Raw genomic sequence first — 16,111 nt, 5'->3', positions numbered from 1 at the left:
AGTTAACACATCCGGGGACAAATTCAAATGAACATCGGCACAAAATCAGCGTCGCACCTGGTATTTCAGCAACTGGGCATTGATGGCAACGATGACGGTGCTCAGGCTCATGAAAACCGCTCCCACAGCCGGCCCCAAAACAAAACCTTGTGAATACAGCACGCCTGCGGCCAATGGTATGGCAAAGGCATTGTAGGCCGTGGCCCAAACCAGGTTTTGTATCATCTTTCTATACGTGGCCTTGCCGAACAGGATCAGGTGAAGGATGTCTTGCGGATTACTGTTGACCAGGATGATGTCGGCGGTTTCTGCGGCCACATCGGTACCGGAACCAACGGCAATGCCCACGTCTGCCTGTGCCAATGCAGGCGCATCGTTTACGCCGTCTCCGGTCATGGCCACGAACTCACCTTTTGTTTGCAGCTCTTTCACAATCTCCACTTTTTGATGTGGCAACACTTCAGCGTAGTAACCGTCCAATCCGAGTTCATTGCTTACCGCTTTGGCCACCGCTTCGTTGTCTCCGGTGGCCATCATTACCTTGATGTTGTTCTTTTTGAATGTGCGGATGGCTTCGTGCGATTCAGGCCTGATTTCATCTGCCAATGCAATGTAGCCTGCCAGTTGTTCATGGATCATCACAAAGACAACCGTTTCAGCCGCATTGCCAAAGGCCCCTTCGGGAACGGGAATACCTTTGTCTTTCAGGTAACCCGGACTGACGACTTTTACGTCGTGGCCTTCCACTTTGGCCTCCACCCCTTTTCCGGTGATGGCATTGAAATGTTCGGCCGGGGGAACAGGAACGTTCAACTGTTTTGCTTTCTTCATGATGCCAACCGCGATGGGATGTTCCGAACTTTGCTCCAGTGCACCAGCCAACCGCAACACTTCCTCTTTTTTGAATGTATCGGAAACCGCCTCGTAGCGGGTAACACCAAAATCACCTTTGGTCAGCGTACCGGTTTTATCAAAAAGAAGGGTGGATATTTTTCTTGCATTTTCAAAAGCGGTACGGTTGCGTATCAGCAATCCGTTTTGTGCGGAAATGGCTGTGGATATCGCCACCACCAGCGGTATGGCCAGTCCCAATGCATGCGGACAGGAGATCACCATCACCGTCACCATGCGTTCGAGTGCATATACAAAATCAAAACCCAGTGAAAGCCATACGGCCAATGTGGCCAAACCCACGGTGAGTGCAACATAGGTGAGCCATCTGGCTGCTTTGTCCGCAAAATTCTGTGTTTTGGATTTGGCCTTTTGCGCCTCCTGAACCAGCGTTATCACCTTGTTCAGGTAACTGTCTTTCCCGGTATGCAGCACTTTTACCTTTAAGGATCCATTGCCATTCACAGAGCCTCCGATAACCTGCTGATCGGTTCCTTTCTTCACCGGTTTGGACTCTCCGGTCAGCATGGATTCATTCAGGTAGCTTTCCCCTTCGATGACCACGCCATCCGCCGGTACTTTCTCTCCCGGCTTGATGAGGATCACATCCTCCTTGTTCAAATCTTCCAGTTTCACATCCATGATGTGATCACCATGTACTTTGTGCGCTTCGGATGGCATCATGCTGACCAAAAGTTCCAACGCTTTGGATGCGCCCAGAACGGACCTCATCTCAATCCAATGTCCCACGAGCATGATATCGATCAGGGTAACCAGCTCCCAGAAAAACATCTTGCCCTGCAATCCGAACACAACGGCGCTGCTGTATACATACGCCACGGTAATGGCCACGGCGATCAGGGTCATCATGCCGGGTGCACCTTTTTTCAGTTCATTGATGAGCCCTTTAAGGAAAGGCCATCCTCCATAGAAAAACACCAGCGTCGAAAGCACAAACAACACATACATGTTCCCATCAAAAGCCCATTTGAATCCCAGGAATCCCTGGATCATGGGAGAGAGTATCAACACAGGAACGGAAAGCACCAGGGAAACCCAGAACCGTTTTCGGAAATCGGCGATCATCATTTTGTGGTGATCGTGCCCCATATGACCATGAGGTGGGTTGTGGCCGGAATGATCCATCATGGCATGGTTCATTTTGCTGTGATCCATGTGTTCGTGTTCGTCGGGGTGACCGGCTGTCGTGTGGGTTGTATGTTGATGTTCCATGTTCGTTTGTTGATACGTACAGATCAATGTGCTGAATCCCGCAAAGAATCCAGGTAAGAAATGAGCGTGCTTTTATCGTCTTCACTCAACCGTGCTTCCTTGTGCATGAGTGTATAAGAAGACAAAGGCATTCCACCATCTTTGACCTGATGAATCATTGACTTTAATTTGCTTCTTTTTCTCCTGGAGGAATAAGTGTCAAACGCACTTAGGTTCAGATTTTCTTTGCCTTTGTTGATGTGACGTTCCAAATACCACCCTACCGGTTGAACATAACTGTACCATGGATAGTCGGTATGGTTGCTGTGGCAATTGTAGCAGGCATTTTTCAGAAGCGTGCTGATATTCGCCGGCGGATGATAGGTTTGGAGAAAGTCCGAAGAAGTCCCTTCATCTTGCTGATTTCTATTGACGGGGATAAACTGCATCCCCGCAAGCACAATCAGCAAAACAATTCCGGCTTTTCCAGATCTGTTCACTCCACCGAAATTTCAGCTTTTACCGTACCGCAGGTCATCATTTTACTTCCCATGTAGGGATTCTTGATTTCATTGGAGGCACTCAGCCACATGGCTCCTTCATTGTCGTTGGCCATCGGACAGTATATTTCATACAGATTGCGGTCGGAGCCGGTCAATGCCACCAGGTCCCTGATATCGGCAAACAGTTCGGCCAGGTGTTCCCGCTGATGATCGATATTGCCTTGGTTCTCGGAAATATGTTCGGCATTTTCTCTTGCATTATCGATGATATCGTCAACTTCCTTCATTTGATCCTGCGAGACCGAAGACTTATCCATGTGATCAAATGCAGCAACCAGTTTTTTTCCTGCCTGGGCTGCTTTCGCATCATCATCTTCCACCAGGGCATTTTTGATATCGAGGTAGGCATTAAGAACCTCAGAGGCTGAGGCTGATTGCTCCACGCTCATGGATGTAGCATCCATGTGGTTATCAGATTGTGCATGATGGTGTTCTTCTCCTTCATCATGATGTTCTCCCATGCCGTGGTCATGATCCATTGCAGCTTCGTGGTGCTGGTCCGGGTCTTTTTCTGCATTTCCGCAGCCCATGAAGAGAGCAAGACTGATCGCAAACAAACCTGTTGTTCCGATGATAAGGATTCTTCTTTTCATTTTATCTGGGTATTAGTGAATGATTGGTTATTTGATTTCTTTGGTCACGGATCCGCACCCGACCATGCTTTGTCCGAAGTAAGGGTTTTGAATGATCTTCTCCTCGCTGATCCAGTCGGCACCTTTGTTGTTATTTGCCATCGGGCAATGCTGGATGTACAGCGCTTCCCGGTCGAACGGGCCGAAGGCCACCGCCATCAGGATCATGTGATCCGACACATCCTTGAAGGCCCGCCTCACGCCACCGATGTTCTCCGCTTTCCCAATCATCTCGAGTGCATTCATCACCGCCTGGCTATGCTGCATCCATGTCATGTGCTCATCCCCTTTGAACATTTCCATGTTTACATCCTTCATGTGTTTTTGGAGGGAACCGGCTACACGTTGTGCCGATCTGAAATCATCAGTCACAAGTGCATCCTTCAACGCCAGGTAGTCCTGAAAGAGCGGCACCAGGGATTCTTTCACCTGTTTGCTGATGGTCATATTTTCGGAATGGGTGGTTGATGGTTGCGCATCGGAAGTCATACTTCCCGATCCACCCGTCATACCAGCATGGTTGTGCCCTGTCATTGCCGGTCCGCCTTCGGGATTCATCATGCTGGGTTTGCCCGCCAGTTGTGCAGCAGCATCAATGCTGAATGTTCCTTGGGTGGCAATCTCCTCACCTGCCTCCAGGCCTTGCGTCACCACATAGCTGTCACCCAATGCAGGGCCCAATGTCACTTCGCGCATCATAAAACCCACTTCCTTTCCAGTGTTGCTTTTCACATAAACAACAGACCTTTTTCCGGTCCACATCACAGCCGTTTTGGGTACGATCAGTCCATCCTGCTCTTGCCGAAGTTCACTTGTAATGATCCCGCTGGCGAACATTTCAGGTTTCAGTTTGAGTTGCTGATTGGGGAACTCCACCCTGGCTTTGGCCACACGGGTTTGCGGATTGATCACCGGGTCAATAAATGAGACTGTTCCTGAGAATGTTTCTCCGGGAACGGAAGCAACGGTAAAACTTACTTTGCTGTGGGTTGTTACCCAGGGCATATCGCTTTCATACACATCAAACAATATCCACAGGTTTGAAAGATCAGCCACATCGTAAATGGACATGCCCTTCATGATATAGTCACCTGTATTGACTCTTTTTTTAAGCACCACCCCCGATACATCCGCCAACACCGGAAACTGTTCCTGGGGCTTTCCGGCGGCGATGATCTGATCGATCTGTCCGTCGGTAAGTTTCCAGCTTTTCAATTTGTCCCTGGCTGCGTTGAACAATGCAGGCTGTTGTTCTTTGATTTTCATGGCTTCAAATAATTCCTCCTGGGCGGAAATCAGTGCCGGGGAATAGATGATCGCCAATGTTTGCCCTTTCTGTACCTGCTCTCCCGTATAGTTGATCATCAGTTGCTCGATCCGTCCCGGAATATGGGAAGCCTGGGAATAGATTCTTCTTTCATCCGCCTGCACCTTGCCGGTCATTCTTATCTCCTTCACCGGTTTTTGATTACCGACAACAGACGTCTGAATGCTGGCCAGTTGCATGGCTGTGGGTGACATGGCAACAAGCATGGGGTTTTCATCCGAACCGTTTTCACTGTTCAATGGTATCAGGTCCATGCCACATATCGGGCACTGACCCGGTGCGTTCCGGCGGATTTGCGGGTGCATGGAGCAGGTCCAGATTTGCTCCCGGGCTGCAAGATCGCTCTGTCTCTGCTCCACGGATGTACCATGTGTTGGTTTGATCAGCCATCCGATCCATATTCCCAGCAACACCAGGAATCCGAACTGTATGTATTTATTCTGAATGATCTTTTTCATGTCCGTTAATTTGTTGCCGTTAAATATTCAAGCCTTGCAACAGCTGTAAAATAGTTTTTGACAGATGTAGCCGTTGCTATTTTATATTTCAGCAACAATTGCTGCATCCGGAGCACTTCTTCAAAGTCTTTTCCTGATGTGCTGTATGCAGTCAAAAGGAGGCTCTCTGCCTGGCGGGTTTTTTTCATTTGTGCAGCCAACAGTTTGTATTCCTCATTTGCCTTTTCCAGTTCATAACCGGCCATTTCATAAGAGGCCAGCAGATCATTGCTTACCTCCTGTTTCATCTGTACTGCGGAGGTATGCATGAACTCGGTTTCACTCGCCATCGCCTTGTATTTTTTTCTGTAAATCGGAAGAGAGACGGATATCATAGGCATGATGGCATCCTTCCCGTTCCCAGGCACATCCATATCGGTTCGTTTACCGATAACGGTATAGTTCAGGCCTGCACCCAACTTAGGCATACCCTGTTTTCCAGCTGCTATCTGCTGTTGTTTCCAGGCTTGCGCTTTTTTATCCAGTTCAATCAACCTGGGATTGTTTTGCAGCATACTGTCCGGGGAAAACGCACCGGGTGAATCATCGGGAATCAAAGCATCGGCCACAACCACCTCACTGTTTACATCCCGGTTCAACAGCTTGTTAAACATCGCCAACAAAGGTTTTCTTTTGTCTTCCAGCAATGTCAGTTCCGTCCCGGCATCCTCCAGCATGATGTCCACACGAAGCACATCCACCATGGTTCCATTGCCATTTTTGAAGCGTGTCAGGGCAAGTGTTTTATAAGATTCCAGTATGGATATGTTTTCCCGCTGGTATCGGATGGTTTGGTCCAGCTCATACAAAGGATACCAGGCAGATTTGACCTGGTAGATAAGTGCGTTGCGTGCATCCAGCCATGCCTGGAATCTGGCTTCTGCAAACAATGCCATTGCATCGCCCCGGGCTTTCAGGGTTCCGAACCAGGGAAACATCTGATTGAAAATAAATATGGCTCGCTGCGGACCGACCCTGGTTTCAATCATTTGTCCGAAGGCACTCACTGAAAAAGTGGGATCCTGCAATGATTTCACCTGTGGGATTTTTTGCATGGCCGCTTCAAACTCGGCGTACCGGGCTTTTAATCCGGGGTTGCTGTCCGTTGCTATTTCCAGGTAGTTCTGTAGGGTTTGTGCCCGGACACCTATTCCTGGAAACAATATGAACAGGACGAATATCACCTTCCTCATGATACCTGGTTGTTTTGTTTTTTAATCACCGATTCTCTCCAGTATGCCTGTAGTACCGGCACCACAAACATGGTCATGATCTGTATGGTCATACCACCGAAAGTGGGAATGGCCATCGGAATCATAATATCTGCTCCTTTGCCTGTGGAGGTAAGTACCGGTAGCAGGGCGATAATGGCAACAGCTGCCGTCATCATGGCCGGGCGCACCCGCTTCTTACCAGCTATCAGCACTGCCTCTCGAACGCCTTCAATGGTTTGCGGTTTCCGTTCCTTAAATACCTGATGAATATAGGTTCCCATGATAACCCCGTCATCGGTGGCAATACCGAACAAGGCGATAAATCCCACCCACACGGCCACACTTAGATTGATGGGATGCATCTGGAACAGATCCCGCATATTTACATCCGCCAGCGTGAAATTCATGAACCAGTTCTGCCCATACAGCCAAAGCATGATAAAGCCTCCTGCGAAAGCAACAAACACGCCCGAGAAGTGAATGGAAGAAGCAATGATGGTTTTAAACTGAAAAAAGAGCAGAAGGAAAATCAGAACCAGGCTGATGGGGATAACAACAGCCAGGCGTTTCACAGCCCTCACCTGATTTTCATAGCTCCCGGAGAATTTATAGCTGATACCGGGGGGAACCGTCAGCTCTCCGGCATTGATCTTATCCTGAATGGCTTCCCGGGCATCATTGACCACATCCACTTCTGCCCGGCCTTCCTGTTTATCGAACAGCACATACCCTACCAGGAAAGTATTCTCACTTTTTATATTCTGTGGCCCGCGCACGTATTCAAAGTCCACCAGTTGTGAAAGCGGAATCTGCGCTCCGGTTGGGGTAGCGATCAGAATTTTACCCAGCGATTCGGGGTCGTCCCTCAACTCCCTGGGATAGCGAACCCGGATGGGAAAGCGCTCCCTGCCTTCAACACTGGAAGTGATTTTCATACCACCAATAGCGGTTTCAATGCTTTGCTGCACGTCTTCCACATTCAGGCCGTACCTTGAAATTTCATCGCGGTTGATGTTCAGGTGCAGGTAAGGCTTACCGACAATGCGATCGGCAAATACCGCTTCCGCCTTTACCGACGGAACCTCTTTCAAAACACCTTCCAGCCGCATGCCGAACTGTTCGATGGTGGCAAGATCAGGCCCGAACACTTTAATTCCCATCGGTGCACGCATTCCGGTTTGCAGCATCACCAGTCGGGTCTCAATCGGTTGCAATTTAGGTGCGGAGGTGATACCCGGGATGTTGGCCACTTTCACGATTTCATCCCAGATATCATCGGGTGATTGGATGCCGGGTCTCCAATTGCGGTAAAACTCCCCGTGATCATCCCGGATCAGATCGGTTGCCGTTATTCCTCGCTTCAATCCTTCTTCATTGGTGAGGGTATCTCCGCGAACCGTGATGAAACGCTCGTGTTTATCCACTTTGAACCGAACCCTGTGACCGTTCTCGTCAAGAATGTATTCAGGCCTGTAATTGATGATATTTTCATACATGGAAACCGGAGCCGGATCAAGGGCAGATTCCACCCGTCCCATTTTACCCACCGCCAGTTCCACTTCCGGGATGTTGTTCAGCATCATATCCAGTTGCCCCACAACTTTGCGGTTATACTCCACCCCGGAATGCGGCATGGAGGTGGGCATCAGCAGGTAGCTACCTTCATTCAACGAAGGCATGAACTCCGAACCTATGCCGGGAAAGCGATGGGATGATGTCGTCCAGAAAGACGTTTGCCGGATGTTCCAGCCCATTCCTTCCACTCCATTGGCCACAAAGCCAAAGGTGCGGTCAAACCCCAACCAGATAACGATTCCGAAAAGCAGGGTGGATAAGGGAAGCAACATGAATTTCCCCTTGTTTGCCAGACACCATTTCAACACCCGTTCATAGTAATGAACAATGCCGAGTAATATGCCCAGGATCAAACCCAGCAATACGATCACAAATAAATAATTCACCAAAAGGCTGTTCTGAGGGCCCAGCGGCATCCACTCTTCGGTAAGAAAGAATGTGGCAATGAGTACGGTAAGTCCTAAATTGACATAGTTAGGCCAGGCTTTATATTTGGCAGGATACCTATGTTCCAACAACCCGTTCAGGCCGATACAACTCAATGCCAGCGGAAGAATCATTCCTGCGGATACCGCTAGCAGGATACCGCCGGCAAGGAGTATAAGGCTCCACAACCTTCTCACCCGCTTCCTGCTGTAGTCGATTCCGAAAACAAGGTGGGTGAATGCGGGCAACACCACCAATCCCAGTACAAATGCACCCAATAGGGCAAAGGTTTTGGTGAAGGCGAGGGGTCGGAACAGTTTGCCTTCGGCAGATTGCATGGCAAAAACCGGGATGAAACTCACAATGGTGGTTGCCAGCGCAGTGGTTATGGCAGAAGCGACCTCCACGGTTGCTTCATAAATAACCCACATCAGTTCTTTTCCTTTCACCCCATGATTCTCAGGTAACTCAAGATGACGGATGATGTTCTCCACAAATACGATTCCCACATCCACCATCACACCAATGGCAATGGCAATTCCCGACAAAGCGACGACGTTGGCATCCACCCCGGAATAGCGCATCACGATAAATGTCATCAGCACAGCAATCGGCAGAAGCGTTGAAATGATAACGGATGCCCGAAGGTTCAATACCAATATCAGAACAACGATCACACTGATCAGCACCTCATGGGAAAGGGCGCTTTCCAGCGTACCGATGGTTTCATGAATGAGTTGGGTGCGGTCATAAAAAGGCACGATGGTCAGCTGGCTTTCCACGCCGTTCGCCAGGGTTTTCTTCGGCAACCCGGGAGCAATCTCTTGTATTTTTTCCTTTACCTTATTGATGACGTGCAAGGGATTTGAGCCATAGCGCGCCACAACCACACCTCCCACCACTTCTGCTCCACCTTTATCCAACAGTCCCCTCCGGGTGGAAGGACCCAGTGTCACAACACCGATATCGCCGATTCGGATCGGGACATTGTCCTGAACAGCCACCACTGCTTTTTCCAGGTCTTCGGTTTTCCTGACATATCCCAACCCCCTGATCAGGTATTCGGCTTGGTTGATCTCAATGGTTTTTGCCCCTACATCCCTATTCGATTTGCGGACGGCTTCCATTACTTTTTGCAATGGAATATGATAGGCTTTCAGGGCATCCGGATTTACGTCTACCTGGTACTCCTGCACGAAGCCGCCAATGGAAGCCACTTCGGAAACACCTTCAACTGCGTTGAGGCCGTACTTCACGTAAAAGTCCTGGACGGTGCGTATTTCATGCAGATCCCATCCCCCGGTGGGGTTCCCGTCCTGATCGCGCCCCTCCAACGTATACCAGAAAACCTGTCCCAGGGCCGTTGCATCCGGCCCGAGCGTTGGCGTTACGTTTTCCGGCAAAAGACCGGCAGGTAACGAATTGAGTTTTTCCAGGATGCGGGAGCGGGACCAGTAAAAATCCACATCTTCAGAAAAGATGATATAGATGCTGCTGAACCCAAAGATAGAAGAGCTACGAATGGTTTTCACTCCCGGTATCCCCAATAAATAGGTTGTAAGGGGATACGACACCTGATCCTCGATATCCTGAGGGGAACGCCCCATCCATTGGGTAAAAACGATTTGTTGGTTCTCACCGATGTCCGGTATGGCATCTACCGGAACCGGATCGGAAGGCAACCCATCCAGCTTCCAGCCAAAGGGAGCGGTGATGATGCCCCAAATGACGAACAGGCAAACCAGCAGGAAAGTGACCAGTTTATTCTCCAGAAAGTAACGTATGGTTCTATTGAGCAATGTTGCGGTATTGAATGACACAAGAATTGATTTCACACATAGTCCGCTACCGAATACCGGTTGCCGGACGTGTCAGATCAAAGTGTCATCAAATACGAAAGGCCTGGATGCTCACCAGTATATCGGCATCCAGCAATGGTGGTAGATAGTTGAGGTAATCCGCGTGGTTGCGGGCAGGCTCCACCCTGGAGAAAACGCGAACCGGAAATGAACAAAACGTCCACAATGAACCTGTATCAGACATTTGTCGGACGTCCCCCTTCTCGAAAGAATCACGGATATTCACCTTCTGGTATTGGGTATCACAGCAACTCTTCCGATGAAAGGACGAAGAATTTCCGCCATGTTCACATGGAAAATCCATTCCTGACATCCCGCAATCCAACGGTTCTGCGGAAACAGCCACCGCATGCCTCACCGCTTTCCCTCCGCAGTAATGTGTGGCGAACACAAAGCCGGGGGAAACGGCAAGCATAACGACCGAAAGAAATATGGCAAAAACTTTTCTCACAAATTGCAGAATGAGAATTTATATGCAAGATACTCATTCCTCTCGTCGAATTCCAATGAGAAATGTCATTATCGACGGATGATGTTGGTCAGATCCTTGGATGTGTAATTTCAAGACAGCACGCCACCTTATCAATTGATTTCGTAATTTTATACCATGCCAAAACTGATCCTTCATACTACTTCGGATGTGGAAGCGGTAATGCGACGCAGATTGTTGGAAAACCTGCAACGATCGCCGATGGAGCGCCTGCTCCATGCTTTCCACCTGATGGAACTGGCAAGTTATTTCAAACAAGGGCCACTGAAAAATGTGCAGGGAAAAGGTGTGGTGCTCCGATTGAAAGAGAACCAAGAATCGCAGGATTAATAAAAAGGATACCCCTACCTCACCACCACCTTCCCATACCAACTGCGTGCATCCGTTTCCAATTTCACGAGATAAACACCTGCCGGCATTCCACCCGCATTCCAGGTAAACGCACGTGTACCCTCCGGTAAGGCACCCCCATATATGTCAGTCACCTGCTCACCAAGCAGGTTGTATACTTTCAGTGTTGCATGCGAACACCCATGCGGCAGATCCACCACGATCGCCACCTGATCAATGGCGGGGTTCGGATACAGGAACAGAGATGTGGTTACACGTACATTGCTGTGTATTCCGGTATACACATCCGTGCTGCGATGGATCACATTGCCGTTGGTACCCACATACAGGTAACCGGATGCGGCGGTGTCCAGTGCGGTGATGTTCAGGCTGCGCAAACCTGTATTGACTTGTGACCAGTTGTCGCCCTGATCCGATGAACGGTACACACCCGAATCGGCGGTGGCTGCATAGAGGTCTCCGTTGCGGCCGATCGCCAGTCCGGTGATGGATTGATAACCGCCGTTCCCCATCCCGCTAACCACCTGCTGCCAGTCGGCGGAATCCAACCGCGTGCGGTACACGCCGTTACCCGATGTACCGGCATACAGGTAATTCCCGGCGGTATCCACCGCGAAATGCTGCACGGAAGGATCATACCAGTTGGTGCCACCGTTGAAGGCCGTCCAACTGTCGCCGTTGTCGGTCGACCGGAACACCCCGCCAAGCCAGGTACCCACATACAGATCCTGACCGGAAGGATCCAAAGATATGCTCACGATGTTGGAATCCACAAGGCCTGTGTGGATACGCTCCCATGTTTGTCCGCCGTCGGTGGTGCGGAACAATGCGTTACCCGTTCCTGCGAACACATCACCTGCAGCATTGAGTTGCAGGGCGGAAATATTTTTGTTGGATGGCTGGGCGGGCGTTGGCTGCCAGTTGTCTCCCGCATCTGAAGATTGATATACACCGGTGGTGAGGCCGCAATATAAAACGGGGTTGCCGGGATATACGGTAAACACATGCGCAAAACGACCGCTGAGACCGGCGTTGCTTCTTTTCCATGTGGCACCGTTATCGTCTGACACGAAGATGGAATCGTTCGTACCTGCCAGCACACGACCGGCGGCGGGCCAGGCAGCGAAGGAATACACATATGCATATGGCACACCCACGCGTTCCCAGTAGTCGGTACTTATGGAAGAACGATACACCCCATTGCCGTTGGCGCCGGCATATACTTTTCCATCCACTGCAACAGACCGCATGAAGAGCGAGTCGGTCAGGTTCTGGTTGAACGCCTGCCAGGTCTGACCTTCATCCGCCGACTTGTATATACCGAGTCCGGTCGCCGCCCAAACGGTACCGCCATCCACCTTCAGATCGTAGATGGTGGTTTGGTTGTCGAGGCCGACCTGGGTCCACGTGTCGCCACGGTTGTCTGAGCGGAAGATCCATCCGTTGGTGCCGGCGAAGAGGATATCGTTTTGAAGCGGCCCGCGCCGGATGATGGCCATGGACACCACGCCGGAGGTGGTCATGCCGGTGTTCACCAACTGCCAGCTTTGTCCGTTATCGGTGGTACGCCAGACGCTGCTACCGTATGTGCCGGCGTACAGGGTACTGTCGGATCCCACGGCCAGTCCTTCCACATCGGTGGCAAAATCTCCTCCTGCCTGGATGGTATCCCAGGTAGTTCCTTCATCTTCCGACTTCATCACGATGCCACCGTTCCCGCCGGCATACAGGGTATTTTCAGATGGCCTGAATGCAACTGCGCGCATGATGGGCTGGTTGAACCCGGTGGGCATCCAGCTATCGCCATCGTCGACCGAACGTGCAATGCCGGAAGAGGTGGCAGCAAAAAGATGACCGTTTCCTTTGCTGCGAACATCAAACACCGCCGTGGCTGTCAGGCCCGACACCGCCCAGCTGCTGCCGTTATCGGTTGAACGGAAGATGCCCTTGTCGCCACCTGCGAACACGGATCCGGACGGTGCCACATCCATGGCCCAGATGTACCCGCTTTGCAACCCGGATGTGGGCATCCAGAAATCATTCTGTGCATGTGCCTGTATGCCAACAAGGATAAGGCCGGTCAAGAAAAAAACTAAGAGGGTCTTCATGATTTTTCACCTGTTAAAACATGGATGGTTTTCTCCAATGTACAAGTTGAATCCGTTACCGCACCTATACCACAAGATGATTTTTGTCAGGCAGGCCACACCGCTTTACCCACTGGCATCCGAAAAATACCGCGCCTACAGGTCCCTGGCAAAAGACCCGTTTTTACGGGCATCGCCCCGAAACAGGCTGTCCATCACCGCCGATACCGAAACAGCTCCTTCCCATGCGCAATCACCAAAGCAAGCACGCGTAAAACTTCCACGGGATATTTAACTTGACAACGCACGATTCTTGCCTGCAGGATCATCCGACACACGCAGGCGGGTTTTCCAACAACCCCACTTCGCAACTAATAATTTATACATTCACGCGTTCCATTGACTATCCGGTCAATTTGAACATATATACACACACTACCACACCATCACATGAAAGAATTCACAGGACGCTACCTGCTGCTCTGCTTGTTGCTTTTTACATTTGGCCTGGTTATCATTCCACATGGCGGTCATGAATGGGACATGCGATGCTGGGCGAGATGGGCAGAATATATTTCCGGGAACGGTTTGGGAAATGTTTATGAAAGCGGCTCTGACTATCCACCTGTGGTGTACTACCTATTGGTTGCCTACAATGCCTTCCTGGGCAATCCGGAAAAAACCTACCAACGGGTTTATTACCTGAAGTACGCTGCACTTCTGTTTCACTTCATATCCGGGTTTGTGCTGGCGTTGTTGATTAAAAAGAAAGGCGACAGCCCCGAACGGATGATATACCTCGTTTTGTTTTATCTTCTCAACATCGCTGTTCTATATAATACGGTTATCTGGGGACAGTTTGATGTCATCCAGACTTGCCTTGTGTTCACCAGTTGTTATTTCGCCTACCGGCAACAAGTGGTTCCATCCCTCATCTTTCTGGTAATTGCAATCAACTTCAAGATACAGGCTGCAATCTTTTTTCCGGCCATCGGGTTAATGTTGTTGCCTGTGCTCAGCCGGTCCTTTTCATTGAAAAACTTCGGCACATGGATCGGCGTCATCCTTTCCACCCAGTTGCTACTGCTGAGTCCGTTCATCGCAAGCGGTTCGCTGAACCGGGTATGGACGATCACTACCGAGTCGTTCGGCAAATACCCGTTTGTTTCCATGAACGCCTTCAATGTGTGGGACCTGATATTGTCAGGCAACCTCATAGAGATTCCTGACCGTTTGATCGCCCATGGCCTCAGTTATAAAAACTGGGGATTGCTGATGTTCTTCACCACCAGTGCAGTTGCATTGTTCCCGTTGCTGAGGACGGTTTACAATACCATCCGGCAGAAATCCGCGGTTCAAGTTCCCTTGGAAATGTTCCTGCTTACCTGTGGAATCATTCCGTTGCTGTTTTTCTATTTCAACACCCAAATGCACGAAAGATACAGTCATTCCGCCTGCATCTTCCTGGTTGCCCATGCCCTGTACACAAAAAAGCCTTGGATGGCCGTCATCGGGTGCCTGGCCTACATCCTCAATCTTGAACTGGTTTTGAAATTCATGGGACTGGAAAACTATGACACCTGGTATTTCAACCGGACGTTCATATCCATACTGTTCCTCTCGACCATCATGCTGGCGCTTCTCACACTTTACTTCCCGGCCAAAAATAAAAGTCGCCTCCAATCCTTCGGTTGAAGACGACTTTACCAAACGGATATGTCAACCCGTGCGTTGGCGCGTCACTTGGTTTTCAATGAATCCGCGGGTATGCACACCTTATTAATGAACTTCTCGGGGTTCATCTTGAAGGACTGTTTGCAACTGTAATTATCGAAGTAGTATTTTTTCCCTTTGTACTTGTAGGAATAGGCATCGGCAACTTTCACCGACATCCCGCAAACCGGGTCTACCAACTCTCCTTTGTCTTGCTCTTGTGCCTGATGTGAAAACACCGAACAAGAAGAAAAAATCACCAACAGTGCGATAGCCAGAGATAGGGTATAGAAATGCTTTTTCATGACATGAAGTTTTAACGGCAACATGAAATAACAGGATTTCTGATTATGAACATATGACAATTGTCATGTTGTTCAACTTACCGACAGCAGCACCATCCACGAATCGGTACCGCTACCTGCGAATACATACCGCTTTCTCATGAGATCACGCCGTTTACATATTTGCGTTGGCGCGGGAAGTGTAGCGGTTGTATTTTGGAGGGGACGATATCCAAATAACTTCAAACCCAGATATACTTTAAGGTCATGCATACATTTTATTTCTCCCCAAGAATTATCGGAAAGAACATGCTTGCCGTTGCATTTACCACATCCTTGCTACTTGCCGGATGTTCCAAAGAAGAAAAAACGTACACGCCTCCCAACTGCTGGCAGGTACCCTGTAACGCCAACCAAAACTTCCTGGCATTCAACAAAAACGGAACCTGCTATTCCCTGTGTCATGAAGAAGGAACGATTGCCCCGTCTTTTCGGCAGGAATTCCAGCAAGGCAGATCAAACCTGAAACCGGATGAAGTGGAACTAACCTATGGTTACTACATCACCGACTCACAACATGCAGATATGACAAATATTCAATTTCACATCAACCTTCCCAAAAATCTGCTGGAAGACCCCGAGGGTGTATCTCCCTTCATTGATGTTGAAGACTTCGCAAATATCTTCAGAAAAACGTGGCAACCATTTGACAAACAGAACCAGATCGGCAGCAGCTGGGTTACTTTACGCCATGCATCAGATCAAGATTATAGTACATACGATGATGAACTTGACCTGCAGAACAGTTCCTTCGAAATCATCAGCGCAGAAATTTTTCATGACAAACGCAACGTAAGAGCCGTTCGGGTGAAGGCCAGGTTCACATGTGTATGGATCGATCCCGACACCGGTGAAGTGCTGGAATTGAAAGATGGTGAGTTCACAGGCAACTTTTATGAAACACCTCAATAACATCCGCTACATTTTTCA

12 protein-coding genes are annotated in these 16,111 nt (G+C 49.6%); 3 read left to right on the top strand and 9 right to left on the bottom strand.

The window, feature by feature from the left end; genetic code table 11:
- Nucleotides 1–45: 45 nt before the first annotated feature.
- The 7 genes from H6585_02740 to H6585_02710 all read right to left on the bottom strand — a co-directional run bounded on the left by H6585_02740 (nucleotide 46) and on the right by H6585_02710 (nucleotide 10,647).
- The gene (locus H6585_02740; GenBank protein ID MCB9447246.1) at nucleotides 46–2,124 is read right to left on the bottom strand and encodes a copper-translocating P-type ATPase; all 2,079 of its coding nucleotides are present in this window, start codon (nucleotides 2,122–2,124) and stop codon (nucleotides 46–48) included.
- A gap of 23 nt (nucleotides 2,125–2,147) precedes the next feature.
- Complete coding sequence (locus H6585_02735; GenBank protein MCB9447245.1) at nucleotides 2,148–2,552, bottom strand: heme-binding domain-containing protein; 405 nt, start codon at nucleotides 2,550–2,552, stop codon at nucleotides 2,148–2,150.
- A gap of 47 nt (nucleotides 2,553–2,599) precedes the next feature.
- Complete coding sequence (locus H6585_02730; protein MCB9447244.1) at nucleotides 2,600–3,259, bottom strand: DUF3347 domain-containing protein; 660 nt, start codon at nucleotides 3,257–3,259, stop codon at nucleotides 2,600–2,602.
- Nucleotides 3,260–3,286: 27 nt separating this feature from the next.
- The gene (locus H6585_02725; protein ID MCB9447243.1) at nucleotides 3,287–5,083 is read right to left on the bottom strand and encodes an efflux RND transporter periplasmic adaptor subunit; all 1,797 of its coding nucleotides are present in this window, start codon (nucleotides 5,081–5,083) and stop codon (nucleotides 3,287–3,289) included.
- 5 nt (nucleotides 5,084–5,088) lie between these two features.
- Nucleotides 5,089–6,315, bottom strand: a complete 1,227-nt coding sequence (locus tag H6585_02720; GenBank protein MCB9447242.1) for a TolC family protein — start codon at nucleotides 6,313–6,315, stop codon at nucleotides 5,089–5,091.
- Entirely contained in the window at nucleotides 6,312–10,136 is a 3,825-nt protein-coding gene (locus H6585_02715) for an efflux RND transporter permease subunit (protein ID MCB9447241.1), read from the bottom strand. The genes H6585_02720 and H6585_02715 overlap by 4 nt, the downstream gene beginning before the upstream one ends.
- An 88-nt stretch (nucleotides 10,137–10,224) precedes the next feature.
- A complete protein-coding gene (locus tag H6585_02710) occupies nucleotides 10,225–10,647 on the bottom strand; it encodes a hypothetical protein (protein MCB9447240.1) in 423 nt (140 codons plus the stop codon).
- A gap of 156 nt (nucleotides 10,648–10,803) precedes the next feature.
- Here H6585_02710 and H6585_02705 point away from each other — a divergent pair, with 156 nt between their 5' ends.
- Entirely contained in the window at nucleotides 10,804–11,016 is a 213-nt protein-coding gene (locus H6585_02705) for a hypothetical protein (GenBank protein MCB9447239.1), read from the top strand.
- A 14-nt stretch (nucleotides 11,017–11,030) separates the two neighbouring features.
- On the opposite strand, the gene H6585_02700 is transcribed toward H6585_02705, so the two are convergent.
- Nucleotides 11,031–13,145 (bottom strand): T9SS type A sorting domain-containing protein, encoded by a 2,115-nt coding sequence (locus H6585_02700; protein ID MCB9447238.1) that lies wholly within the window; start codon nucleotides 13,143–13,145, stop codon nucleotides 11,031–11,033.
- A gap of 429 nt (nucleotides 13,146–13,574) precedes the next feature.
- On the opposite strand from H6585_02700, the gene H6585_02695 reads away from it, so the two are divergent.
- Nucleotides 13,575–14,819, top strand: a complete 1,245-nt coding sequence (locus tag H6585_02695; protein MCB9447237.1) for a hypothetical protein — start codon at nucleotides 13,575–13,577, stop codon at nucleotides 14,817–14,819.
- 44 nt (nucleotides 14,820–14,863) lie between these two features.
- Here the strand turns inward: H6585_02695 and H6585_02690 are convergent, their stop codons facing one another.
- Nucleotides 14,864–15,037: a YHS domain-containing protein gene (locus H6585_02690; protein ID MCB9447236.1), complete on the bottom strand. Its 174-nt coding sequence runs from the start codon at nucleotides 15,035–15,037 to the stop codon at nucleotides 14,864–14,866.
- A 351-nt stretch (nucleotides 15,038–15,388) separates the two neighbouring features.
- Here H6585_02690 and H6585_02685 point away from each other — a divergent pair, with 351 nt between their 5' ends.
- Nucleotides 15,389–16,093, top strand: a complete 705-nt coding sequence (locus H6585_02685; protein ID MCB9447235.1) for a hypothetical protein — start codon at nucleotides 15,389–15,391, stop codon at nucleotides 16,091–16,093.
- The last annotated feature ends 18 nt before the right edge of the window (nucleotides 16,094–16,111 follow it).

It is taken from the genome of Flavobacteriales bacterium, assembly GCA_020635855.1.
Lineage (GTDB): Bacteria > Bacteroidota > Bacteroidia > JACJYZ01 > JACJYZ01 > JACJYZ01.
The sequence above is the reverse complement of the archived record's forward strand: the minus strand, read 5'-3'. Positions and strand labels throughout refer to the sequence as shown.

Coding starts and splice junctions, on each gene's coding strand:
- H6585_02740 (MCB9447246.1), bottom strand. CDS start 2,124: ATGGAACATCAACATACAACCCACACGACAGCCGGTCACCCCGACGAA.
- H6585_02720 (MCB9447242.1), bottom strand. CDS start 6,315: ATGAGGAAGGTGATATTCGTCCTGTTCATATTGTTTCCAGGAATAGGT.
- H6585_02725 (MCB9447243.1), bottom strand. CDS start 5,083: ATGAAAAAGATCATTCAGAATAAATACATACAGTTCGGATTCCTGGTG.
- H6585_02685 (MCB9447235.1), top strand. CDS start 15,389: ATGCATACATTTTATTTCTCCCCAAGAATTATCGGAAAGAACATGCTT.
- H6585_02695 (MCB9447237.1), top strand. CDS start 13,575: ATGAAAGAATTCACAGGACGCTACCTGCTGCTCTGCTTGTTGCTTTTT.
- H6585_02700 (MCB9447238.1), bottom strand. CDS start 13,145: ATGAAGACCCTCTTAGTTTTTTTCTTGACCGGCCTTATCCTTGTTGGC.
- H6585_02730 (MCB9447244.1), bottom strand. CDS start 3,259: ATGAAAAGAAGAATCCTTATCATCGGAACAACAGGTTTGTTTGCGATC.
- H6585_02705 (MCB9447239.1), top strand. CDS start 10,804: ATGCCAAAACTGATCCTTCATACTACTTCGGATGTGGAAGCGGTAATG.
- H6585_02735 (MCB9447245.1), bottom strand. CDS start 2,552: ATGCAGTTTATCCCCGTCAATAGAAATCAGCAAGATGAAGGGACTTCT.